Consider the following 24,726-nt stretch of genomic DNA (forward strand, 5'->3'; position numbering starts at 1 on the left):
AAGAGAAATAACAATGAAAAAAGTTATGCTAAGCATGATGCTGTTAGCGTTATTGTCATCAGTAAACAGTTGTGCAAATGAAGATAAAGATATGCAATTGCCCAAATTAAGTGTGCAATTGTGGTCTGTTAGAGATGATTTAAAAAGTGACTTTAAAGGAACACTGAAACAACTTGCAGATATGGGTTTTGAAGGTGTTGAGTTTGCAGGTGATTTTGGTCCATATAAAAGTAATGGCAAGGGCTTAAAAAATTTCCTCAGCGAACTAGGTCTAAAAGCCAGCGGTGCACATGTTAATTTTAAGCAATTTAATGATGAAAACTTTGATCAATCCGTGGTTTTTTATCAAGATTTAGGTGCCAAGTTACTGATTGTTGGGTCTGATAAAAGAGCTTTTCACCCGCAAGGAATTAAAGCGGTAGTGAATGAACTTAATCGACTGTCAACTAAGTTAGCCCCCTTAGGCTTTAAATTTGGTTTTCATAATCATGACGATGAGTTTAATGACTTTAAAAATAGTACTTACTGGGACTATTTGGCAAGAAATACTGTTCAAGAAGTTGTATTACAACAAGATGTTGGTTGGACGACTTATGCCGGTAAAAATCCGATTGAATATGTAGAACGTTATCCTGGCAGAACCTTGACCACCCACTATAAAGCAAGCTTACCAAAAGGTACCAAAGGCAAATTACCTATTATTGGGGAAGACACCATTGACTGGTTAAACCTTATAAAAAGTAATATGTCAGTGGGCGGTACGTTATGGCTGGTTGTAGAACAGGAAGAATACCCTAATGGCTTAACGCCTATACAAGCAGTAAGAAAGTCTAAACAAGGTTTAGATAAAATACTTAAACAAGTGCAACCCAAAATATAGAGCATTGAGGTGAGGTAAGTGAAGAAATTGTATTTTCGATTAATGAACAACAATGGACGAAAATTGCTTTTGAGTATAGTGCTTTGTGTATTCGTAAGTGCTTGTAGTGCAGAAGACAATACCTTGTCGGTCGAGGAGCGAAGATCGGGGTGGCAATTACTTTTTAACGGCAAAGATATGTCGCAATGGCGTAATTTTAAACGTGATGATATTAATACTAAATGGATTATTGACCAGAATGCTATGCATTTATCCGCAGGCGGTGGCGGTGATTTATTGAGTAAAAAGCGCTATGAAAATTTTGAATTGAAATTACAGTGGAAAATATCTAATGCTGGCAATAGCGGTATTTTTATTCGTGCAGATGAATTAGGTAAACAAATATATTCACACGCTATCGAAGTACAAATACTCGACAACGACCGGCATGCTGATAATAAAGTTAGTTCACATTTATCTGGTTCAATCTATGACATATTAGCTTCACCAAAGGAATCTCATAAGCCAGCAGGGCAATGGAATCAAGTGCGTATTCGGCTTAGTAATAGTGCCTTAACTGTATGGCAAAATGGCATAAAAACAGCGGATATTGTCATTGATAGTAGAGAATGGAAACAGGCAGTTTTGTCTAGTAAATTCAGTACATGGCAAGGCTTTGCACAAACGACAGCAGGTCATATCGGTTTGCAAGATCATAGCGATGCTGTTTGGTTTAAGAATATAAAAATAAAAGAGCTAAAATAATGGCTAAATTAGACTACCAAGTAATTATCGTTGGCTCGGGTGCTGGCGGCGCGATGGCTGCGTATGCGCTTACCAAGCAAGGACACAAAGTGTTGATGCTGGAAGCGGGACGGGATTATGACCCAAAAACAGAAACCCCCATGTTTAAAACTAATGCTCAAGCGCCATTGATGGGCTCAGGCAATGTTGATAAAGACTTTGGTTTTTATGATGCCACTGTCGATGGTGGGTGGACTGTTCCTGGTGAGCCCTACACAACGGGTGAAGGTTCAGACTTTCTTTGGTGGCGTTCGCGCATGTTAGGCGGTCGAACCAATCATTGGGGACGTTATGCCTTGCGCTTTAGCCCTCATGATTTTAAAGGTTTTACACGTGATGGCCTAGGCGCTGACTGGCCGTTTGAATATGAAGAATTAGCCCCTTGGTATGATAAAACCGAAGAATTAGTTGGAATTTGTGGTACCAACACTGGTTTGGATGATATGCCAGATTCTGCTGACGGAATATTACAGCCGCCGCCTAAACCACGAATACCTGAATTGTTGGTAAGCGCCGCAGCTAAAAAACTAGGTATTACCACTGCTCCTATGCACCGTGCCGTGCTCACTCGTCCTAAAGATGATCGTCAAGCATGTTTCTATGCCACTCCATGTGGACACGGTTGTTCAATTGGCGCTGCTTTTCAAACCACAACATCACTTATTCCGATGGCCAAAGCTACTGGACTATTAACCGTTATTACTAATGCTATGGCTAAAGAAATAAATGTTGATGAGTATGGTAAAGTCAATGCCATTACCTATATTGACAAAGTGACAAAGGAAAGTCATAGCCTTGAAGCTAAAGTCATCATATTGGCTGCAAGTGCCTGTGAATCAGCACGAATATTGTTAAATTCCAAGAGCGAGCATCACCCTAATGGTTTAGCTAATTCTAGCGGTCATGTAGGTAAAAATATTATGGATTCAACAGGAGTTGGCTATGGTGCATTAATTCCGGCGCTAGCTGGTCGGCCAAAATATAACGAAGATGGTCACACCGCGAATCACTTATTCATTCCTTGGTGGGGGCATAAACTTCACGAAGAAAAGCAGTTAGACTTTCCTCGCGGTTACCATTTTGAAATAGGCTCTGGATTTCGTGCTCCAGGTGCTGGCGTAAGTGGCAACTTAGACGGTTATGGTCAACCCTTAAAAAATATTGCTAAGCAGGCTTATGGCTCGTATGTCAGCTTGTCGTTGCGTGGTGAAATGCTACCAAATGAACATTGTTATATGGAAATTGACCAGAATGTAAAAGATCAATGGGGCATACCTGTTGTTAAGTTTCATTGGCAGTGGTCTGAACATGAGCTGAAGCAAGTGGATCATGGTTTAAAAACCGCCCGTAAGATTTTAGAAACAATGGGCGCTAGTTTTACTAAACCTTTACCCAAAGCAGAAGACGCTATTCTTAAAGGTGGACAAATTATTCATGAAGTTGGCAGCACTCGAATGGGCGACTCGTCTAAAAACTCTGTTACCAATCAGTGGGGGCAGACTTGGGATTGTAAAAATGTTTTTGTTATGGACGCTGGCGTTTTTGCCTCTAATCCCCATAAAAACTGTACGCTAACTATTATGACCTTAGCGATGAGAAATGCGACTTGGCTAGCATCACAACTTGATAAAGGAGTTTTGTAAGATGGCTGTAGATAAAAACAAATACTCTAGTATTAAGCCTTATCAAAGCACTTTAACTCGCCGTAGCGCATTGAAGTGGCTCGGAGCAATTTCTGTCACTGCTACTTTTCCTGCGCTAATTGGTTGTCAAAGTTCGAGCAAAAATTTAAATACAAGTAAAGGGCATTGGCCAGAACAGAGTTTTTCTCCCATCAATGCAAAAGGCTATGGTAAAGATCCAAACCTTATTATTGCGCCAAAAAATGTTTGGCCGAGAATACTAACTACAAAACAGTTTACATTAGTAGCGGTGCTTGCAGATATTATTGTACCTCGAGAGGGGGATGTGCCATCGGCGAGCGAGGTAAATGTGCCTGATGTGGTGAATGAATGGGTTAGTGCGCCATATTCAGGACAACAAGCTGATAGGGAATATGTTCTTAATTTACTCACGTGGCTCGATGATGAATCAATATTACGTTTTAATGCTTTATTTATTGATGTTAGTGAAGCTAAGCAACTGATGATTATCGATGACATTGCCTATAACAAAGCTGATCTATCTGCGAAATTTACTAAGCCAATGTTAGCCTTTGCTCGTATGCGCCAGTTAGTGTTAGCAGCATTTTTCTGTAGTCCGGAAGGTACGAAAGATATTGGTTACCTTGGAAACGTGCCAATAGTTGGTGATTATCCTGGCCCCACTCAAGAGGCTGTTCAACATTTGAATCAAGCATTGGATAAACTAGGCTTATCGTTATAAGTGAATACAATATTGAAATTATATAATCTGTAAAGGTAATTGAGGCTAAATTTAAAATACTATAATGCTAGTTTTTAGTAGAAACTAGCATTATAGTTTTGATTTGCTATTTCTAATTATCGTCTATTTCAAAGCTTAGGAGTTTGTTATAAAATCACTATTTCAAAGCGCTTCATTTTTTGTTTTATTAGGTGTCAGCACAATATACGGTTTTCTATCGTTAGCCACCGAAATGGGCTTAGCAATTCTAGCTGGCGCACTAGGTTTAGCATTTTCAAATATTGATAAAATATCGAAGTTTAAAGGTGCTGGTTTTGAGGCTGAGATGAACATGGTACATACCATGTTAGAGAATCAAACCGAACCCTCTATCGAGCAGAAAGAGCAAGCTAAAGCACAGGCAGAACTAACCCACGACGAAAACTGCATTTTAGTGTGCTTGCAACAAGCCGGTTATACTTGGCGGTATGCTAAAACAATTGCAAGTGAAACTGGGATCAGTCAAACACAAACTGGCGCTTACCTTCACATCTTGATGGCACGAGGGATCACAAAAAATGGCAAAGGAACAAATGGAGAAATATGGTCGATTACTGCGTTAGGGAAAAGCGTTCAACAGCAGTATTTGTCGAAAATTGAACAAAATAAAAAAACATAAATTGTTTAATCTGATTTTTTATCCAAAACTCAATCAATGTAGCATTAAGCTTCTTAACCTATAAAATTAACATCTATCATTGGAATATGTAAGACATGCGCGTAGCCGTTTCCCAATTTGCCACTTCATCTAATATTCATGAAAACTTAGCAATTTGTCTTCGTATGATAGACAGCGCTGCTGAATGCAAACCTGATTTAATTGTGCTACCTGAATTTTGTAATACGTATTGTTATAGCACTCCCCCAATTGGAGAGAGGTTACAATATGAAAGTCATAATCAAGTTTGGGATGAAGCAATATCTGAACATGGCTTATTTATTAAAAGTATTGCTGAGCGAGCAAAAAAGCATGAATGTTTTATTGCATTGAATGTAACCGTTAAGGAGGATGAGCAGCAAAGCCCTCAACAAAGTGATATTAACTCTAATATTAGTGTTGTGTCATGTTTGATTTCATCTACAGGCAAGCTTATTCAACAAAATAATAAGCGTCTAATTGTAGAAGATAAAAGCATTTTTGTCTCTGATAGTAATGAAGTTGCTCAAGTTATAACTGCGCCTTTTGGACAGTTAGCTTTGCTGAATAGCAATAATGCTGCTCGTTTCAATGATTCTAGGCAATTAGCTAACGCAGGCGCGCAATTATTGTGTCAGTCAACCAGTACATTTTTACGTGACAATAGTGAGTTATATGGCGCGGCGCGCTCGTATGAAAATAATTTATTTATTGCCATAGCAAATAAAGTAAGTTCATTTGAAGTGGCAGCAGGTAATGATGATGAATTACTAGATAGTTCACGTTTGCGTGAGTATTTAGCAAACGTTTGCCAAAGCCAAATTATTGCCTGTGATGGTACGGTATTGGCAAAAATGCCTCACAATAAAGAAGGCTTCATCTTTGCTGACATCGATTTATCAATAGCGGGACTAAGCAACAAATTACGTCCTGATAATACTTGTATAATTAGCCAAATGCGTCCTGAGCTTTATCAAAAGTTGGAAGGGCAAGCCGATTTACCTCTAGCTAAAAAAATCCCTGAAACCGTTAATGTTGCGATATTTGCCACTTATAAAGCTGATGAATTTGCCATTGAGGATGTTTGCCATTATATCGAAAATAACTTGAGTGACATTATTCAATTACCTGAACTATTTTTTGTTAGTGATAAGTCACTTACCCTAGAAGCACAACAAAGATTAGGAATTGAAGGATTATGTGAGCAGCTAGTTGTGCAAATAAGCGCAATGCTTCGACCATTTCAATATGTTTGTACAAGCCTAATTCTTGATGGCGTACATCAGGCGGTTTTGATCAACCAACATGGAATACTTGCTCGCCAACCACAGTTGCATGCTTGTCAAAGGTATCGATGGACAAAATTGGGTGATGAAATAAATATTGTTGAATTGCCGTTAGAGCAAGGAACAGTAAAACTGTCAATGTTGACTGCAGATGATGCAAATATGCCTGAGCTTGTCGATGTTGTAGGCTCTAAAAACATTCACTTACTCTTAGTACCATTTGATATCCAATCATCGAATGAAGTTGAAAGTAGTTTGCTCGCTCAAGCTGTTGAACATAAGTTTTGTGTTGTTGCAGCAACACGGGAAAAAAGCTTTAGCAGGGGGGCGTTAACAGGTGATAGTAATGACAAAACAGAAAAGTCGACCGGTTTTATTGCTAGCTTTCCAAAAACGCGGAAATTATCGAGCTTATTACATTCTAAGAAATTCGATGGTTACCTTGATAAGCCAATAGTGAAGCAACAATACGGCAAAATTACTAAAGCACTAATTCACCCTGTGTTGGAAAATCGAGTTGATTCGCAGTAAAAAACTAGTTAGATAGAAAAATTAACACTTGTTTCAGATGCTTTACCAATATTGATTTCTGCATTTATCAGTAAGCTTTGTACTAGATCAAAATCATTGCTCGCCAAGTCTGTAAACTTGTTAGCGTGTTAGTTACTAAGATGATTTTATGCTGTATTTATATCTAGGTTATGTCTTTGCTCAATCCTATGCGGTAATCGAGAAACTCATTGTTTCTAATATTTCGCCACTTGCGATGTTCTTCTCTATTGTGGTCTTTATTATTTGGTCTACATTTCCAGTTGCAGGGTATTTGATTGCAAAGGCCTTTAATGCAAACGGTAATTTAAATAATAAAGCCTTGTTTGGTTGTGGCTTTGCTTTTGGTTTTGTTGAAAATATACTGTTTTATTTCAATATATTGCCTTATGGCTGGGAAACTGCAGGTACGTTCATCGTATTTATGCTGTCATTTGCTTTAGCGTTTATTCAACTAATGAGACCGAGGCAGTTATTATTGCAATAAAGCTAATTGATTTACGTTATAAACTTAACTCTAGAATAAAAATTTTAAAGGGTGTTTTATTTGAAATACACCCTATTGAACTTTAAGTGTAAATCAGAGCTATATTGCTTAAACAGGTACGCCATGTTTAATTTCTTGTTGAGTTTGTTCAACGACATCCGCAAGGATATTAATAACTTTATGAACACTGCTTGGTAATTGATCTACATCTATCGCGTCAATAAGGTTTTTCACTTCTAAGCCGAGTTCCGTATCCCCTTCAATATGTAACCTTCGTTGAAAGAATAGTGTGTCTGGGTCTTGTTTACGACCTGCAATTAACAATAAGTCATCGCCACTAGCACTAAAACTGACATCTTCTGAAACTGCTAGTTGTGGCGAAGCCATTATTAACTTGCCGTCTGCAAAGCTAAGCCACCAATGTAGGTCAATATCGGTTATTGATATTTTTAGCCATTTACCTGTTAAAAACTCAAAATCACCATCTTCAATCGCTTCTTTAAAAACCGAATGTAATGCTGGTATTAATAAATATTTCTGCAGTGAAAAAGGCACTATTCGTAAGCTAGGCTTGAGTATCTGAGGTACTAAGGTTAGGGCGCGGCGACGAACACTAAAAGGTAATTTTTGCAAGTTAGCCTGTTTGGCGATTTGATTAATCAAAGTAAATCCCATACTTATCAGGTGGCTGTGTTGGTATTGTCACAGCGTTAAATTTATACATTTCAACAATGTGATTACATTAGCATGCAGAGCAAGGCGCTTTTATGAAGCAGATCAAAGTTGAATCACTTGCCTAGTAAACCTTGTTCAGTAAATCCTGTTAAATACGCAGTACAAAGGATAGGGATATCTCGTTCAGTGAGATAAATTATCTTAAACGCTGATAAAGGAATAGTTATTTTATATCAAATAAACCTTGAATGAAGCTAGGTACACTGCCTAGCAAAATAATTTCTGGTTAGGGTGATATGGAGCTCTTGTGTCCCGCAGGTAATTTACCTGCTTTAAAAACAGCAATTGATAATGGCGCTGATGCCGTTTACATAGGTATGAAAGATGATACTAATGCGCGTCATTTTGCTGGGCTAAATTTTAATGACGGCAAATTGGCTAAAGGTGCCGATTATGTTCATCAACACGGGAAAAAATTGCATGTTGCAATAAATACATTTGCTCACCCTGATGGTGAAGAACGCTGGCGTAAAGCCGTTGATAACGCAGTTGCCATTGGCACAGATGCTTTAATTATTGCTGATTTAGGTGTGCTTGATTATGCCGCCACTAAGTACCCTGATGTTGAACGCCATGTTTCGGTACAAGCGTCTACAACTAACTTAGAAGCAATTAAATTCTTTAAAAATAACTTTGATGTTGAACGTGTTGTATTGCCACGTGTTTTATCTGTGCAGCAAGTTCGTCAACTTGCAAAAACAAGCCCGGTTAAGTTGGAAGTTTTTGCTTTTGGTAGTTTATGTATTATGTCAGAAGGGCGCTGTTATTTATCTTCCTACATGACAGGTGAGTCACCCAATACTGCTGGCGCTTGCTCACCAGCTAAATATGTTCGCTGGCAGGAAACAGATAAAGGCTTAGAAAGTCGTTTAAATGACGTACTTATTGACCGTTATCAAAGTGATGAAAATGCCGGTTACCCAACTTTATGTAAAGGGCGTTTTGAAGTTGATAATAATGTCTACCACGCACTTGAAGAGCCGACGAGTTTAAATACCTTAGAGCTTATCCCTGAACTGGTAAAAATGGGTATTGCTTCAGTAAAAATTGAAGGTCGTCAGCGCAGTCCTGCGTATGTTGAGCAAGTTGCTAAAACCTGGCGAATGGCATTAGACCGCTTCGCTGAGAACCCTGAGCAATATAATGTTGAGCAGGCTTGGATGAATACCTTAGCCAACCTCTCTGAAGGCAGCCAAACAACACTTGGCGCTTATCACCGTAAATGGCAATAAATTGTTAAATAATCACTATTGGCTAGTACTGATGGTGAATAATTGGAAATGAATATGAAATTTTCTCTTGGTCCTAGTCTGTTTTTTTGGCCAAAAAATGATGTTGAGGCATATTACCAGCAGGCATTAAACAGTAAAGCTGACATTATATACTTAGGTGAAACAGTTTGCTCCAAGCGTCGTGAGTTACGTGCAAAAGATTGGATTAATCTAGCCAAAGAACTTGCCAAAAATAGTGATAAGCAAATTGTTTTATCGACGATGGCATTACTTGAATCACCCGCTGAAATTCAAACTATGCGTCGTTTATGCGGTAATGGTGAGTTACTTATTGAAGCGAATGATTTAAGCGCCGTGCAAATGATGCACGAGTTGAACTTGCCATTTGTCGCAGGCCCAGCAATTAACTGCTACAACATTGCCACCTTAAAAGTATTACTTAAACAAGGCATGAGCCGCTGGGTTATGCCAGTAGAGCTTTCAGGTGACTGGTTAAAAACACTCTTACAACAAGCACAAGATGCAAATATTCGTGACCAATTTGAGTGCGAAGTATTTTCATGGGGCTATATGCCATTAGCATATTCTGCACGTTGCTTTACCGCTCGCTCGGAAGATAGACCAAAAGATGACTGTAAGTTTTGCTGCATTAAGTACCCACAAGGGCGAAAAATGAATAGTCGGGAAGGTGAACGGGTATTTATTCTAAACGGTATACAAACCATGTCAGGTTATCAGTATAACTTAGTGAACGAAGTATCTGAAATGGCAAATATTGGTGTCGATATCGCTCGTATTAGTGCTGATGATGACAATGCCTTTAACATGCTTGACCGCTTTGGTAACCAGTTAGTTGACGCGAAAAAGTATCCACTGGATGGCGTAGCAGAGTGCAATGGCTATTGGCACAAAATTGCTGGTATGTCAGTCGCATAATATCGTTGTTCAGCAAAAAGGCTGGCTGCATTATATAAATGCTAGCAAGCTTTAATTGCTGTTGATTTACAAGAGAGAATAAAGGTTATTTATATGTATCAGTTAAATGCTGAAGAATTTAATACAGAGCTTTTTTTACGCGAATATTGGCAGAAAAAGCCACTGGTGATTCGCCAAGGTTTTAAGCATTTCCAAGATCCTATCAGCGCTGATGAAATAGCCGGTTTAGCTTGTGAAGAAGAAGTAGAGTCACGCTTAGTTTATAAAAATGGTGAACAATGGCAAGCTGAGTTTGGTCCATTTCAGTCATATGAACATTTAGGGGATAAAAACTGGTCTTTGGTTGTGCAAGCGTTAGACAATTGGTCAGAAGACGCGGCGAAAATGATTGAACCATTTCGCTTTTTACCTCATTGGCGTTTAGATGACTTAATGGTGAGTTTTGCAACTCCAGGTGGGGGAGTGGGGCCTCATATTGATTGGTATGATGTTTTTATTTGTCAAGGCTCAGGTAAGCGCAACTGGCGTGTTGGTGACAAAGGTCAGCACCGTGAATATGCTGCTCATCCTGCTCTTTTACATGTTGACCCATTTGACGCCATTATTGATGTTGAACTAATGCCTGGCGATATTTTATATATTCCGCCAGGGTTTCCACACGACGGTATTACGTTAGAAACTAGCTTAAGTTTTTCAGTCGGGTTTCGTACTCATTCGGCGGTGAGTTTATTAAGTGGCTTTGCGGATCATTTAATTGATAATGAACAAGGTGGGCAACTGATCACCGACCCTGAGCGTCAGTCAACTCAGCACTGTGGCGCAATTAGCTCGGATGATTTTGCAAAAATTAAACAGCAATTAACCTCACTCACCAGTGATGATGAAATGCTACGTGACTTTATTGGCGCCTTTTACACCCAAGCAAAGCATGAACTTGACTTGCAAGCTGATGATGAGTTGAGTGCTCATCACGATATTAAACTAGCGATGGCAGAGCATAACTTAATGCGTTTAGGCGGCGCTAGAGCCTTTTACTTCCCTGAAACCGTTATCAACGGCGTTTGCTATATTGATGGTAAAAAAGTAACTTTTTCTCCAGCTATTGCTGATATTGTCAAATTAATGTGTGATCAGGTAGAGATCACACCAGCACAATTAACCCCATGGATGGCTAGTGATGAACTTATTACTTTTCTTGCCGAACAATTGGCGGCAGGTTACTGGTACTTCTCATAAAGTAACGTAATGAGTTACTACTGAACTTAGCTGCATTAACCTTGCTAAACGTTTAAAAATGGCGATAATAGCGGTCGCCATTTTTAATCTCTCAATAGTGATAACGTCTTTATGCGCCTTGATAAGTTTATTTGTAAAAGCACCGAATTAACCCGTTCAGAAGCTAAAAAAGTACTGAAAATGGGCAAGGTTCAAGTTAATCAAGAAGTAATAAAAGACCCTGCAACACAGGTACATGAAAACAATTCTATTACCATTGAAGGGCAAGAGCTAACAGCCCGTAGTTCCCGATATATTATTCTGCATAAACCTGTTGATACTATTTGCTCAAACGTTGACGAAATGTACCCCTCGTTATTGCACTTGCTTGATGTTGACCGTGCATTTGATATGCATATTGCCGGACGCTTAGATGCCGACACAACAGGCTTAGTCTTAATTACCGACGATGGCCGTTGGTCGCATAATATTATTTCTCCAAAAAAACAGTGCGAGAAAGTGTATCGAGTTTGGCTACGTAATCCGCTAAAAGATGATACTGCAGAAAAGTTTACTCATGGCGTGCAACTTCAAGGCGAAGATAACTTAACGCGACCAGCAAAATTAGAAAAAATTGCTGATAATGAAGTGTTGCTGACCATTACCGAAGGTAAGTATCACCAAGTTAAACGTATGTTTGCGGCTGTGGGGAATAAAGTGGTTGGCTTGCATCGTGAACAAATAGGGCCAATTAAATTAGCAGATCTAGAACTAGGACAATGGCGTTATTTGACTGAAAGCGAAGTAGCTGCATTTTTGTAGAACATGGTATCCGTAGTAGCACGATATTCTTCAGTTTTTACTTTATGAAAGCTATTATTTGTTGCCTATTTAAAGGTAGTAAGTTTAGTTAAATCGTAGTTATTTTAAAGCTTTTACTCGCACCTTAGCTTACGTATTTTATTTGTAATCTTCCGCAAGTTTTTTCATCATTTATTCTTAATAACCTATTAACTTTCTGTACTGGGCAAATACTGGGTTGAAAAGCGTGAGTTTGCTTGCGTAAAGCGATCGGTAAAAGAGGTGAAAGCCAAGATTTAGGCTAAAATATAAGGTGAATATCGTGAAAAACGGCTTTTATTCTATCTATATTCGCAACGATTATAAAGGATGAAGGAGATACAACATGGCTAGTTGTTTTAAGGATTGGTTGAATTGTATGAGAGGATGCTCACGACTGCCTGGTACTGCTGATCAAATAGCATGTGCCGCTGATTGTGACCTAGATCTTGCAAGATGTGTAAGAGATTCACTTTTTATGACCTCATCAGAAGATGCATTAGTTTTAGCGCGAACGATAAGGTCTGGCTTTCCTTTGCCACTTGAGTTTCTAGTAAAGGATGAGTCAAATGCCGCAGTAGACCCCTGTTTTAGTATCAAAGGTTTAGTCGATAAAGCTTATGAAAGTAAACCATTAAATGAAGTTGCTGACGCCTCGGTTTCAGCGCTTAAAGGCGTTACTGCCGCAGATGCAAAAGTACTTGCTGAAAGCTTTAATATTAAAACTGTGCGAGACTTTGCTAATCATGAGTTTGTAAAATATGCTCGTAGCATAGTTGCTCAGGCCGACGTAGGAGATTGTTAACTTAATTCCTAGCTTAGTTTTTATTAGCAATTAATTATCAATAAAGCACTAATTTCTTTTTGAAGTTAGTGCTTTTTATTTGGTTTAATTAGTCGTTACTGCCAAGCTTCGTTGTTATAACGTTAACACTTGAAGTGTTCATTTATTGCGTAAGATTCATTTTATTATGCGCTTCAGTCGCCAATGCTTTAGTATTGGTTAATAATTTCTTATCGCCGATTTTACCATGACCTGGCACAACAATCTTTACCTGTGGGTATTGTTCAATAAGGGTTTGCATTGATATTGGCCATTGTTTAATGTCAGCGTCACCTGTATAACCTAGAGATGTACTTGATAAGCTTTTCACAAAGCAGCCACCAAATAGTATTTTATGCTCTGGTAACCACACCACAATATTATCCATGGAGTGTCCTGCTCCAGGGTAAAACACTTCAACAGTATCGTTAACCATTAATTGCTTCTTTTTAGGGGGGGGCAGTGACAAGCTGTGTTTAGCCACGGCTTTATTACGACTTGCTAATAGCTTATTGGTGAACTCACTAGCATAAGTATCAATGGATAATTTATTTAGGTAAGAAATTCCACCAGCGCGATCATCATGAAAATGGGTAGATATACTGCTTTTTAATGTGAAACCTTGGCTGTTAATCCACGTGACTAATTGTTCTGTATCGGTGTTTGTCCAAGGCGTATCAATAATGTGAGCGTCTTTATCGTTAATGACAACAAGACCAGAAGCTGGCACTAACCCAAAACCTTTAACCTCTTTATACGAAACGTGTTGGAATACATTTTCGGCAATTTTTGAAACGGTAAGTTGATGCTTATCCTTTGTTTGGTTTGAACTTTCGGTATGTGCGTAGCTATTAAAAACGCTGAATATTGTAATAATAGCTGCAAATAGTAATTTCGAATTTTTTTTATCCATGTACCAGTTTATATTGAGTTTTTTGAAGGAATAAACAGCCTATCATTGGCTGTTAGGCTTTGTCGAGAGACATAAGGTTAGCATAAATTATTGGTTACACTTTTCTGAAGTGGCATTTTACTAATAGTGCGTTGGTTGTAGCGAGGTAACAGTTAAAAAAATTAAACTTTTATTTTTAACTGCCGATTTAATGAACAGTTGATAAATGATTTTAGTAAACCGAAAGAGAATTAAAATGGAAGTGTTCACTGATTTACTGCCGCCGAGTTATACCGCGAAAGCTGAGCCTTCGGCTAAAGATAGCAATAAGCATCAACAACAGAAAAAAAGTAAGCAAAAGCAAATAACTAAGCTGGCCGCAGAGCAAGAGTCAAGCGATATTAATTTGTATGTATTGACGGGGGAAGAGCGCCGTACAGGGGATGATCGTAGACAAAATCAAATCAATAGAGGTCGATGGTTAGAATCTCGAGGTCGCAGTGACCGTCGAGCAAGTGAATCTACAATTTTTGTTCGAGTTTAAAGAGTTTATATTGCTATCAGCACAAGAAATTAAGTTAATTACTCGGTGATTACTTCGCCGTAACGCGGCGCAATCTTAGGGACATGTTTATATCTAGCTAAAATGTTTGCAATCTCGCCCGAAGTTTTCAAGATATCAATCGCATTATTTATTCGTTTTAATGTTGCCTCTTTCATGCTTGGCGCAAATACACAGTGTATATCGTTGTTGTTTAAGATAATTACCGAATCTTCTATATCTTTAGTAAAGTAAGACGCCTCAACAGATGCGCTAATAAAGCCAGAAACTTTATTTTTTCTATACTTTTCAAAGCTTTTATCAGGAGATAAACTCGTTACTTCTAAGATATTTTTATTCTCAATATGTGCAATTAGTTCTGGGTAGATATAGCCTAATGTAGTGCCTATTTTTAAATTACTATAATTTGAAAGCTCAGCTATTGAAGTTATGCCTTTTCGATTGATCAAAATGTCAGGGTTTTTATAAAGAACAGGGCTCCAGCGTAACGTTGTAAGTTTGTACCACTTGGGGTTGGCTACACAGTGCATATCAATGATATTTCTGATTAATGATTGTGTAATTCGTTTCCGTGGAATAGGCAAAAGCTCTAGTTTCACAGCCATTTCATTGGCAATCGCATGAGTTATATCGTAAAGAATGCCACTTGTCGGTCTGCCATTTTCATCAAAAAACAATTGTGGCGCGACATTCTGTCGATAATAGGACGTACGAAGAGTTTGCTGATTTGCATAGGAAAAATCAGCTATAAATAGAGATAAAATGACTATTACAGTACTTAGCTTCATCACTCGTTAATATCTTGGTACTTCATCAAAAAAACAAAGGGTTATTTTTTCGGGTTTAATTCATTAAATTTAGCCATTTGCTCTTCGGTTGCCGGAAGTTGATGTTTTTCCTTCCATTCAGTATATGGCATGCCATAAACCTGCTCACGAGCCGCATCTATATCTACCTCTACCCCGAGTTTTTCCGCTTCGGCAACCGTCCATTTAGAAAAACAGTTACGACAAAAGCCTGCTAAATTCATTAACTCAATGTTTTGTACGTCTTTGCGGTTATCTAAATGTGCTAATAAGCGGCGAAAAACTGCTGCTTGAATTTCAACTTCTTTATCCATAGTGTCCTCTACATTATTGCTGGTTAGGCAACAAAAGTTTAATTATTGGTTTCTGCTTTTGGTTTCTTGTAAGGTCTTATTTGTACAATCATGCCCATATAAGGATGATCAAAATAGTGAACCTCACCACTAATCACTCGACGATTTTGCTTAAAGCGAATGACTTTTGCTTGAGTTGGTAGTGCATCACGACTGTTTTGTGAATTAGTGTTATTTATCGCTGGTGAAGCGTCGCTTAATCTTGCGGTCGCAAGTTCAGCCAAGTTTTTATCAAGGACATTAAAGTCAGCAGTAATAAATAAATAATGCTTTAAATGAACGTTAAATAAGCCATCAATAAACCAGTCTTGCACTGGTGCTATTGGAGCGATATTTTGCTCAACATTAACATTTGTCTCATCATCAAGTTGTAGGGATAAATCATCACTTTCAATAGTGTTTAGTAAAGTGTCGGTGTCGTCTGTGATTGCTGATATTTGCGATACAATGTCAGCTATTCTTGTTTGCTTGGCTTGTGCAAGTAAAGCTGCTTTTCTCTCTGTGAGTGAATCAGTTTTTGGCTGTTGCCCGCTAGCGGCGGCTAATGTTTCATTGATAGCAGCCTGTGACATCAATGCATTTTGTTGTGTCTGAAAAGTGGTTAATTGTTTTTCGTAGTCAGCAGCAAAATTATCACCGGCATATACTTTTACTGGAATTGACTGTTTTTTAGGCCGGGCAACTTGCCGCCAACCCATATGAAGTATTGGTCGAAAGTTTTTACTGTATCGTAAGTCAGTAATTACATCCCCCAGTTTTAATGACTCTTTACTGAGTAAATGGGTCTTCGTATTGTTAATATCTTCTGCGGCATTAATTGCTAATGGCATTTTATCGACGGTAAAGCCGTAGTAGTCAAAATCATCATTATCTGATTGTTGCGAAGTAAGTTGCTGCTTATCTATTCGGCACCAGCTTTCAGCTGATTTATCTGTTACCTGTTCAACGGTATAAGGAAATTTAAAATGACTAAATTCATTTTCAGCAGCAATGACTAATGCTGCTATTTCTGCGCGTTCTTCAGCTGAAAGTTCAGAGCTTAACTCTGTTGCAAGTGAGGGCTGTACGCGATTATTTTGCTGCTCAACATTTTCTAGTTCCGTTATTAATGATGAATTTATTGTTTCTACAGGCAAAAGCTCAGCGCCATCACTAAAGCTATCCGCAGCGTTATTTAATTCATCAAATGGTGTGCTTGATTGAGCTGTTAATGCTGGTATGTGCGCTATTTCAGCTAATGATTTTTCAGTGAAAAGAGCTGGAAGTTTTGCATTTTGGCTGACTAAGTTTGCAGCGTAATATGGCGATTCACAACTGGGTAATAACTGTTTTAAGCTAGCAATATCGGGATTTAAGTAGTTAGCAAGCAAGTCTAGGCTACGACGGTACTTTGGTAGTTCACTGTGCTCAGGAAAACTTTCTTTTAATGCACTTTTATCACCTAATTGGCTAAATAAGATAACTTCTATCTCAAACCATCGGTCTTTATTTTTCTTTGACGCAGCATTTGCTGATAGTGGTAATACTATTGCGGCGGCACATAATATAAACTGCTTTAATTTCATTCACTTTCCAGTTATTAATATCCGTTATCGGCAATAAAAATGACGATATTACATTCGGATAATAGCAAAAGTTGATCAATACTTAAATTATCAATCATTTACCTAAGCGTTTATTTTTTTACACAGCTAGTAACTGTCAGTACCGTATCGAACTTTGAGTGAGTTAACCATCAGTACGTAAGTGGTTTGCTAGTTCATTGACCATGGTGGTAATTAAAATAAATCGTGCTTTAGCATCTTCACTTGCTTGGCTAAATTTAAGCTTGCTACCGCCTTCCATTTTATAAATTTTAGGCTGTTGCTGAATTAACTTCATGATAAACATAGGGTCAACTTTAGTATCACTATTGAACTCTATCGCACCACCAGCAGGGCCAGCGTCAATACGAGAAATACCAATTTTTTCTGCTTTTAATTTAAGCTTGGCAATATGAATGAGATTTTTGGTTGCCTGTGGCAATAAGCCAAAGCGGTCTATCAATTCAACTTGCACGTCGTCTAGGGCTTGTTTGCTCTTACAACTAGCGATACGTTTATATAGGCTTAGTCTTAGGCTAACGTCAAAAATGTAGTCATCAGGCAGTAATGCTGGCACGCGTAAATCGACTTCGGTTTGCGTTTTCATGACCTGTTCAAGCGATAACTGTTTGCCGTCTTTTAGGGCTGCAACAGCGGCATCAAGCATTTCCATGTATAAACTAAAACCGACTTGGCTCATAGAGCCACTTTGATCTTCACCTAATAATTCACCGGCACCACGAATTTCTAAATCATGAGTTGCCAAGGTAAAACCAGCGCCTAAATCTTCAAGTGATGCGATAGCTTCAAGGCGCTTTTTCGCATCTTTAGTCATGCGTTTTTCGTGCGGCGTTAATAAATACGCGTACGCCTGATGATGAGAACGACCAACTCGGCCACGAAGCTGGTGTAATTGGGCTAGGCCTAAGTGGTCAGCTCTATCCATTATTATGGTGTTGGCACTTGGCACGTCAATACCGGTTTCAATAATTGTTGTACATACCAGTACATTGAAGCGTTGGTGGTAGAAATCACTCATGATACGTTCAAGTTCACGTTCGCGCATTTGACCATGGGCAGTAATTATTTTTGCTTCTGGTAATAATGTTTGAATATCGGCAGCGGTTTTATCTATGGTATCAACATTATTATGTAAGAAATAAACTTGGCCACCGCGTAGAATTTCACGCAATATCGATTCTCTAATAAGAGCATCGTCGCGTTGCCTAACAAAGGTTTTTACTGCTAACCGTTTTGCTGGCGGGGTCGCAATAATAGATAAATCGCGCATGCCACCCATTGCCATATTTAGGGTTCTTGGGATAGGTGTTGCTGTTAATGTAAGAATGTCGACATTTGAGCGCAGTTGCTTAATTTTCTCTTTTTGCTTAACACCAAAACGATGCTCTTCATCGACAATGAGCAACCCTAAGTCGCTATATTTAATGCTGTTTTGTAATAGCTTGTGAGTACCAATTAAAATATCAATTTGACCAGATTCAACATCTTTTATAACTTGGTTTTGTTCTTTAGCTGTTTTAAAACGAGAAAGTACTTCTATGCTGATAGGCCAGTTGGCAAAACGGTCGCGAAAGTTTTCATAATGTTGCTGCGCCAGCAAAGTGGTAGGCACTAATATTGCCACTTGTTTACCATCATTGACTGCAACAAATGCTGCACGCATAGCCACTTCTGTTTTACCAAAACCAACATCGCCACAAACTAAACGGTCCATAGCTTGAGGCGATAGCATGTCGCTAATTACTGCATTAATGGCTTGTTCTTGGTCTAAGGTTTCTTCAAAGCCAAAGCTGTTAGCAAAAGCTTGATAATCATCTTTGTCACGCTTAAAACTGTAACCGTGATTACTGGCACGTTTTGCGTAAATATCAAGTAATTCTGCGGCTACATCGCGTACTTTCTCTGCCGCTTTTTGCTTGGCTTTACTCCAGGTATCGTTACCTAATTTATGCAGTGGCGCATGGTCGGCGTCAGCGCCAGAGTATCGACTAATTAAATGTAATGCGGCGACTGGCACATAGAGCTTGGCTTCGCTAGCATAACTTAATACTAAAAATTCAGTGGTAATACCGGCGTTCTTTATGGTTTGTAAGCCCATGTAACGTCCAATTCCGTGCTCAATGTGTACTACAGGCTGACCAATACTGAGTTCCGCTAAGTTTTTAAATATTGCATCGTTTTGGATGTCTTGCTGTTTATTGCGTCGGCGGGTTTGACGAACAATGTCACCTAATAATTCAGCCTCGGTAACTAAGGCAATGGCATTCTTTTTTGCGCTGCCTTTTGCTTGGAAGATAAAACCTGCGGTTAGAGCATTTACCGTAATACCTAAGTTACTGTCACTATTAACAAAGTCTTCTATGCTGTCAAAATTTGTCGGCTTAACTTGGTTACGTTGTAGTAACTCTAAAACACTTTCACGACGTCCTTGGTTTTCGGCGACAAAAAGCAACTTTGATGGTGTTTCTTTATCGCTAATAAAGTTGTTAATTAACTCAAATGGTTGCTTTAGTTTATGATCAATTGTTAAATCTGGTAGCGGCTTAACATCGAATTGCACTTGCGATGTTTTAACCTCTTGCTCAATAACTTCTGGCTTTAGGTTAATGCGGTCAAATGGTTTTAAAGCGCTGTATAACTCTTCATTATTGAGAAACAGTTGTTGTGGAGGTAGCAGGGGCCGTGTCGGGTCATAACGTCTGTCTTCATAGCGATATTCTATGTCGCTCCAATAGTGTGCCATCGCTTTGTCAATATCACCGCTAACAATGACTAAGGTGTTCTCAGATAAATAATCGCATAGCGTATTCGATTGTTGGAAAAAAAGCGGTAGATAATATTCAATACCTGCGGGCATAATACCATTGCTAACTTGATGGTAAATTGATTCTTTGTCTATGGTGCTAGTAAATTGCTCACGGTATTGACTACGGAACAAGTTAATACCATCACTATCCGTGGGAAATTCATGTGCAGGTAGTAAATCAATGCCAGCAACTTTGTCACTTGAACGTTGGTTTTCAGGATCGAATAAACGAATTTCATCTATTTCGTCATCAAAAAAGTCTAAACGGTAGGGGGTTTTACTACCCATAGGGAATAAATCGAGAATGGCTCCGCGCGCCGAGAACTCACCATGTTCCATAACTTGATCAACATAACGATAACCGCTAGCTTCAAGTTCTTGCCTCAATTGGTGAATATCTTTTTTATCGCCTTTTTGAATGATAAGGCTATTTGCTTCCAAATACTGTTTAGGTGCTAATCGCTGCATTAACGTTGTTACCGGTACGATAACAATGCCTTGTTTCATTCTTGATAATTGATATAAGGTCGCTAAGCGCTGAGAAATAATGTCTTGGTGTGGAGAAAATGTATCGTATGGTAAGGTTTCCCAGTCGGGGAATAAGCAAATAGGCAATTGTTGTTGATGGTTTAAACTTGACAATTCTTGCTCTAAACGTAACGCAGAAGGCGTGTCGTGAGTTAATAAAAGAACAGGTTGTGATGCCGACAACGCACCATGGAAAATTGCCAAGCTCGCACTACTGCCGGGTAAGTTTTGCCAAATTTTTTTGTCGGCATTTTTACCACGACTTTTTGCTAAAACAGGATTGAATAAATTAACGTTTTTGCTCATGACTGCTCTTTTTATAACATAAATAGCTGATAGCTGCCTTAACCGGTATATGGCTATGACAGTGTAAATTGCGCGTATCTTAGCATGAGTTTCTGTGAAGTTTTAGCGGCTAAAGCTATTCTTGAATATTGCGCTTTATAATTTGCTAAGAATTAGATTTGGCAAGTACAGAATTCACTAGGGGCTGTTGATCTTTCAGTTTATAGCTATGTTGCTTTTGAAAAAGATGTTAATCGAGGTGCTTAATTTAATGTTTGGTTGTTCCAAATGCACTTTAAGCACAGCTTCCGCATCCTGCTCACGCTATGTACCTACATCCTGTAGGCAACAAGAGTAATGCTTTTTCAAGGCAACCCGATGGGCTATGGCTAATTTTCAACCTAACATCGTTGGAAAAATTAACGTACGACTGCAAGGATGCAGAAGGTAGAGCGACTCAGGAGACAAAGACGAGAATAACTACATAACACGATTTCCGCCTTGTTATCTTAAATATTAGCCGATAGCAGAGACCAAAGTGAAAGATCAACAGCCCCTAACCAAATCATGTATAATATCGGCTAATTAAATTATTGTTTTGTTATTTTTTATGTGCTAAATACGCGTGTTAATAAGTAACAGTTGTCAGCTATTGTTATGTTGACGTTTTTGGAGAAGTTTGTGACTAATAACGACGTTTTACGCCGCCTAAGATATACCTTTAATTTTAATGATCAGAAGGTTATTGCCATTTTTGCAGCGGGTGATCTAACCGTAACACGTGAGCAAATAAGTAATTGGCTTAAAAAAGAAGAAGATCCAGCATATGTCAATTGTCCAGACACAACTTTTGCTGCATTTTTAAATGGTTTTATTAATGAGCGTCGTGGCAAAAAAGAAGGTGCGCCAGTAAAAATAGAAAAGCGATTAAACAATAATATTATTTTAACTAAACTTAAAATTGCCTTTAATTTAAAAGCTGAAGATATCATTGAAATGTTGGCCTCAGTAAACTTTCGTTTAAATAAACCTGAATTAAGCGCGTTTTCCCGCAAGCCAGATCATAAGAATTACCGAGAATGTAAAGATCAAGTGTTACGTAACTTTTTGCAAGGTGTAGACAAAAAATTTCATGTACAGCGTCGGGCCAAAGTACAGGTTAAAAACCAAGAAACTGAAACAGCTGATAAGTTAGAGAAAATTTTAGAAAATAAAAATTATAAAGCGGCAAAACCTAATGCTAGTAAAATCTATGTTAATCCAAATAAAAGTAAAACAGAGCGTAAGCCGGGTGAGCGGAAAGTATTAAAGTTAAAACCAAAAGATATTTGGGGCGAATAATTTAGCGTTATAGATTTAGGTTCTTGTGCTATAAATAAGTGACGTAACTTATTTATAGCTTCTTAATAATAAAACCAATAAGGAAAAGAACTATGTCTGACAATAATTCACCTGAGAACTCATCTGGTAACACTGAGCCGGAAATTAAGCCAACACCAACAATAAATACAATACCAAGTTGGTTCAAAACTGTAGCAGTTGTAGCGCTAGTTTGGAATTTACTTGGTGTTATGGCCTTTGTTGGTCAGATGATGATGACACCGGAAATGATTGCTGAACTGCCTCAGGCTGAGCAAGATTTATATGCTACAACTCCAATATGGGCAACTGCCGCGTTTGCCGTTGCCGTATTTGCTGGTGTTTTAGGAAGTTTGGCATTATTGCTAAAGAAAAGTTTATGCTATCAGTTATTTGTCGCTTCATTTGTTGGCGTTATCGTACAAATGTTTCACTCTTTCTTCATCAGTAACTCATTTGAAGTTTATGGTCCAGGGGGCATGATAATGCCAGTTATGGTGATTGTGATTGCCTTTGTTTTAGTGCGTTTTGCCGCCAAAGGTATTAACAACAAATGGTTTAGCTAAGCGATAGTTTATAGCTAAATATTGGATGTTTGAGGCCTGTGATTACAGGCCTTTTTATTGCTGAAATTTAATTTTAAGTACTTTGATAACGGGTGCTGCTGCGGGTAATCACTATTGATTAACGATATTAAAAGCTAGAAATTACAGCTATATTGGCAGCACTAATGGTATAATTTAGCGCGATTTTTAATGATAACTATGCTGCGGTAAAACGAATAAATGTTAGTTAATTTACAAGCAAAATTGCTAGGGGCCGCACTGTGCTCGATAATTGCTATTTTTGCGACAATTGTGGCAACTCGATATCAAGCGCCGGTGATGTTATTTGCACTACTGTTGGGGTTAAGTGCTCACGCGTTTTATCGTCACAAAAAAATCCAACACGGGGTTAATTATTGCTCACGAGAGCTATTGCGGCTTTGTGTTGGCATGTTAGGTGTTCGTATTGCTTTTGCCGACATTGTTTCTTTGGGTATTACCCCGCCATTAATTGTGATGGTGAGTATGGCACTGACTATGATATTTGGTGTGCTATTTTCACGGGCACTAGCGTTACCGAAAACATTTGGGGTACTTTCTGGTGGGGCGGTTGCTGTATGTGGGGTTTCTGCTGCTGCGGCTATTTCAACAGTACTACCAAAGGATAAAGCTCAAGAAAAGTATTTCGCCCTTACCGTTATTGGTATTACCACTTTTAGTACCTTATCGATGATATTTTACCCTATTTTAGCAAGATACTTGGGCTTTTCAGATCAATTAGCCGGCGTTTTTATAGGCGGTGCTATTCATGATGTTGCGCAAGTTGTCGGTGCAGGCTATACCATTTCACCAGAAGCAGGTGATGTTGCCACTTATATCAAACTATTACGTGTTGCGTTATTAATGCCAATTGTGATGATGGTATTTATTGCTTTTAAAGAGCGTGATAGCAAAATGGAAGCAGGAGTTAGCGCTTTTATCCCTGGCTTTTTGATATTATTTTTTGTACTGGCATTTTTGAAAAACATTGGTGCATTACCTATTTGGTTAATCGAAATTATTCGTGGTTTATCAAGTAGTTTATTGGTAGTTGCTATTGCAGCGATTGGCGTGAAAACGTCTTTAAAGCAAGTATTGTCGGTAGGGTGGAAACCGGTATTGCTAATGGGCAGCGAAACGGTATTTTTAGCAAGTTTGATTGTTGGCGGTATTTTATTTTTCTATTAGTGCGTATTAATCGAGTATTAGTTTTATACGTTATTAATAATTGTCTTCGATGGTGTTCGCTTCATTGATACGCTCAAGCCTAGCTTGTTCTTGTGCAAATGCCGCTTTAATTTCTTCTAAAACTGTATCTACATCGGCGCTTACGGCACTTTCTTTAAATAAGCCGGTAAGTTGGTATTCAGGGGTAAGCTCTCCACGCTCAAACAATGCCCACATTTCTTCGGCGTAGCGGCTGTGTTTAAGTTCTGGGCTAAACTGACTGTAATAATTGGTCATGTTGTTAACGTCGCGAATCAACATTGCTTTGGCATTATTGTTCGCAGAGGCATCAACAGCTTGTGGTAGGTCAATGATAACAGGGCCATAATCATCTACCAAAACGTTAAACTCTGATAAGTCACCATGAATAACACCAGAACAAAGCATCAATTTAACATAATGCATGACTAACGCATGATCTTCTTTTGCTTGTTCGTTAGGCATAATAACGTCATTTAACCGTGGTGCCACATCACCGTCGTCATCGGTGACGAGCTCCATTAATAAAACGCCATCAAAACAGCCAAATGGCTGAGGTACTCGCACGCCAGCTTCTGCGAGTTTATACAGAGCATCAACTTCTGCACTTTGCCAAGCAGACTCTTGTTGCTCGCGGCCGTATTTAGAGCCCTTTTCCATGGCTCTTGCACGACGACTGTTTCTACTTTTTCGCCCTTCTTGATACTGCGCCGCTTTTTTAAAACTGCGTTTAATGGCTTCTTTGTAAACTTTAGCACAGCGAATTTCGTCGCCACAACGAACCATATAAACGGTAGCTTCTTTACCGCTCATAAGTTGGCTTATTACATCGTCTACTAAGCCATCGTCAACAAGTGGCTGTATGCGTTTAGGTACTTTCATGGCGTCGTTATACCTTAGTTAAGCGCTGGAAG

Annotated in this window: 23 protein-coding genes; 16 read left to right on the plus strand and 7 right to left on the minus strand. The window is 38.7% G+C overall.

Annotation, left to right across the window (positions count from 1 at the left end; translation table 11 throughout):
• The first annotated feature begins 13 nt into the window (after positions 1-13).
• The 7 genes from AC27E9_RS05750 (at position 14) to AC27E9_RS05780 (ending at position 7,046) form a co-directional block, all read left to right on the plus strand.
• Positions 14-880, plus strand: coding sequence for a sugar phosphate isomerase/epimerase family protein (locus AC27E9_RS05750; RefSeq protein ID WP_487128102.1), 867 nt, complete (start codon positions 14-16; stop codon positions 878-880).
• A gap of 18 nt (positions 881-898) precedes the next feature.
• Positions 899-1,624: a 3-keto-disaccharide hydrolase gene (locus AC27E9_RS05755; protein ID WP_487128104.1), complete on the plus strand. Its 726-nt coding sequence runs from the start codon at positions 899-901 to the stop codon at positions 1,622-1,624.
• Entirely contained in the window at positions 1,624-3,306 is a 1,683-nt protein-coding gene (locus AC27E9_RS05760) for a GMC family oxidoreductase (RefSeq protein ID WP_487128106.1), read from the plus strand. The genes AC27E9_RS05755 and AC27E9_RS05760 overlap by 1 nt, the downstream gene beginning before the upstream one ends.
• Before the next feature lies 1 nt (position 3,307).
• Positions 3,308-4,048, plus strand: coding sequence for a gluconate 2-dehydrogenase subunit 3 family protein (locus tag AC27E9_RS05765; protein WP_487128108.1), 741 nt, complete (start codon positions 3,308-3,310; stop codon positions 4,046-4,048).
• Positions 4,049-4,280: 232 nt separating this feature from the next.
• A complete protein-coding gene (locus tag AC27E9_RS05770) occupies positions 4,281-4,706 on the plus strand; it encodes a hypothetical protein (protein WP_487128110.1) in 426 nt (141 codons plus the stop codon).
• Positions 4,707-4,801: 95 nt separating this feature from the next.
• Positions 4,802-6,541, plus strand: coding sequence for a nitrilase-related carbon-nitrogen hydrolase (locus AC27E9_RS05775; RefSeq protein ID WP_487128112.1), 1,740 nt, complete (start codon positions 4,802-4,804; stop codon positions 6,539-6,541).
• A 148-nt stretch (positions 6,542-6,689) separates the two neighbouring features.
• On the plus strand, positions 6,690-7,046 hold the full coding sequence (locus AC27E9_RS05780; protein ID WP_487128114.1) for a hypothetical protein: 357 nt from the start codon (positions 6,690-6,692) through the stop codon (positions 7,044-7,046).
• A 108-nt stretch (positions 7,047-7,154) separates the two neighbouring features.
• On the opposite strand, the gene ubiT is transcribed toward AC27E9_RS05780, so the two are convergent.
• A complete protein-coding gene (ubiT, locus tag AC27E9_RS05785; RefSeq protein WP_487128116.1) occupies positions 7,155-7,709 on the minus strand; it encodes a ubiquinone anaerobic biosynthesis accessory factor UbiT in 555 nt (184 codons plus the stop codon).
• Between the two features lie 308 nt (positions 7,710-8,017).
• Between ubiT and ubiU the strand changes: the two genes are divergently transcribed.
• The 5 genes from ubiU to AC27E9_RS05810 all read left to right on the plus strand — a co-directional run bounded on the left by ubiU (position 8,018) and on the right by AC27E9_RS05810 (position 12,809).
• Entirely contained in the window at positions 8,018-9,013 is a 996-nt protein-coding gene (ubiU, locus tag AC27E9_RS05790) for a ubiquinone anaerobic biosynthesis protein UbiU (protein WP_487128118.1), read from the plus strand.
• A gap of 54 nt (positions 9,014-9,067) precedes the next feature.
• Complete coding sequence (locus tag AC27E9_RS05795; RefSeq protein ID WP_487128120.1) at positions 9,068-9,949, plus strand: U32 family peptidase; 882 nt, start codon at positions 9,068-9,070, stop codon at positions 9,947-9,949.
• Positions 9,950-10,042: 93 nt separating this feature from the next.
• Complete coding sequence (locus AC27E9_RS05800; RefSeq protein WP_487128122.1) at positions 10,043-11,185, plus strand: JmjC domain-containing protein; 1,143 nt, start codon at positions 10,043-10,045, stop codon at positions 11,183-11,185.
• A gap of 111 nt (positions 11,186-11,296) precedes the next feature.
• Positions 11,297-11,986 carry a 16S rRNA pseudouridine(516) synthase RsuA gene (gene rsuA / locus AC27E9_RS05805; protein ID WP_487128124.1) on the plus strand — a complete coding sequence of 230 codons (690 nt, stop codon included), beginning with the start codon at positions 11,297-11,299 and terminating at the stop codon, positions 11,984-11,986.
• A gap of 397 nt (positions 11,987-12,383) precedes the next feature.
• Positions 12,384-12,809, plus strand: a complete 426-nt coding sequence (locus AC27E9_RS05810; protein WP_487128126.1) for a hypothetical protein — start codon at positions 12,384-12,386, stop codon at positions 12,807-12,809.
• A gap of 142 nt (positions 12,810-12,951) precedes the next feature.
• Here AC27E9_RS05810 and blaDIM read toward each other — a convergent pair whose 3' ends face one another.
• Positions 12,952-13,740, minus strand: coding sequence for a DIM/SIM/IMP family subclass B1 metallo-beta-lactamase (gene blaDIM / locus AC27E9_RS05815; protein ID WP_487128128.1), 789 nt, complete (start codon positions 13,738-13,740; stop codon positions 12,952-12,954).
• 235 nt (positions 13,741-13,975) lie between these two features.
• Between blaDIM and AC27E9_RS05820 the strand changes: the two genes are divergently transcribed.
• Positions 13,976-14,263: a hypothetical protein gene (locus AC27E9_RS05820; protein ID WP_487128130.1), complete on the plus strand. Its 288-nt coding sequence runs from the start codon at positions 13,976-13,978 to the stop codon at positions 14,261-14,263.
• Between the two features lie 38 nt (positions 14,264-14,301).
• Here AC27E9_RS05820 and AC27E9_RS05825 read toward each other — a convergent pair whose 3' ends face one another.
• The 4 genes from AC27E9_RS05825 to mfd form a co-directional block, all read right to left on the minus strand.
• The gene (locus tag AC27E9_RS05825) at positions 14,302-15,069 is read right to left on the minus strand and encodes a substrate-binding periplasmic protein (protein WP_487128308.1); all 768 of its coding nucleotides are present in this window, start codon (positions 15,067-15,069) and stop codon (positions 14,302-14,304) included.
• Between the two features lie 41 nt (positions 15,070-15,110).
• Positions 15,111-15,401, minus strand: a complete 291-nt coding sequence (locus AC27E9_RS05830) for a DUF1244 domain-containing protein (RefSeq protein WP_487128131.1) — start codon at positions 15,399-15,401, stop codon at positions 15,111-15,113.
• A 38-nt stretch (positions 15,402-15,439) separates the two neighbouring features.
• Complete coding sequence (locus AC27E9_RS05835; protein ID WP_487128133.1) at positions 15,440-17,005, minus strand: CsiV family protein; 1,566 nt, start codon at positions 17,003-17,005, stop codon at positions 15,440-15,442.
• A gap of 163 nt (positions 17,006-17,168) precedes the next feature.
• Positions 17,169-20,684, minus strand: coding sequence for a transcription-repair coupling factor (gene mfd, locus AC27E9_RS05840; protein ID WP_487128135.1), 3,516 nt, complete (start codon positions 20,682-20,684; stop codon positions 17,169-17,171).
• Positions 20,685-21,344: 660 nt separating this feature from the next.
• Here mfd and AC27E9_RS05845 point away from each other — a divergent pair.
• From AC27E9_RS05845 to AC27E9_RS05855, 3 genes are all read left to right on the plus strand, one after another.
• Complete coding sequence (locus AC27E9_RS05845) at positions 21,345-22,004, plus strand: YehS family protein (RefSeq protein WP_487128137.1); 660 nt, start codon at positions 21,345-21,347, stop codon at positions 22,002-22,004.
• 92 nt (positions 22,005-22,096) lie between these two features.
• Complete coding sequence (locus AC27E9_RS05850) at positions 22,097-22,588, plus strand: hypothetical protein (RefSeq protein ID WP_487128139.1); 492 nt, start codon at positions 22,097-22,099, stop codon at positions 22,586-22,588.
• Positions 22,589-22,807: 219 nt separating this feature from the next.
• Positions 22,808-23,794, plus strand: a complete 987-nt coding sequence (locus tag AC27E9_RS05855) for a YeiH family protein (RefSeq protein ID WP_487128141.1) — start codon at positions 22,808-22,810, stop codon at positions 23,792-23,794.
• Positions 23,795-23,827: 33 nt separating this feature from the next.
• Here AC27E9_RS05855 and AC27E9_RS05860 read toward each other — a convergent pair whose 3' ends face one another.
• Complete coding sequence (locus tag AC27E9_RS05860) at positions 23,828-24,694, minus strand: PA4780 family RIO1-like protein kinase (protein ID WP_487128143.1); 867 nt, start codon at positions 24,692-24,694, stop codon at positions 23,828-23,830.
• Positions 24,695-24,726: the final 32 nt, after the last annotated feature.

This window comes from Colwellia meonggei, assembly GCF_057537295.1.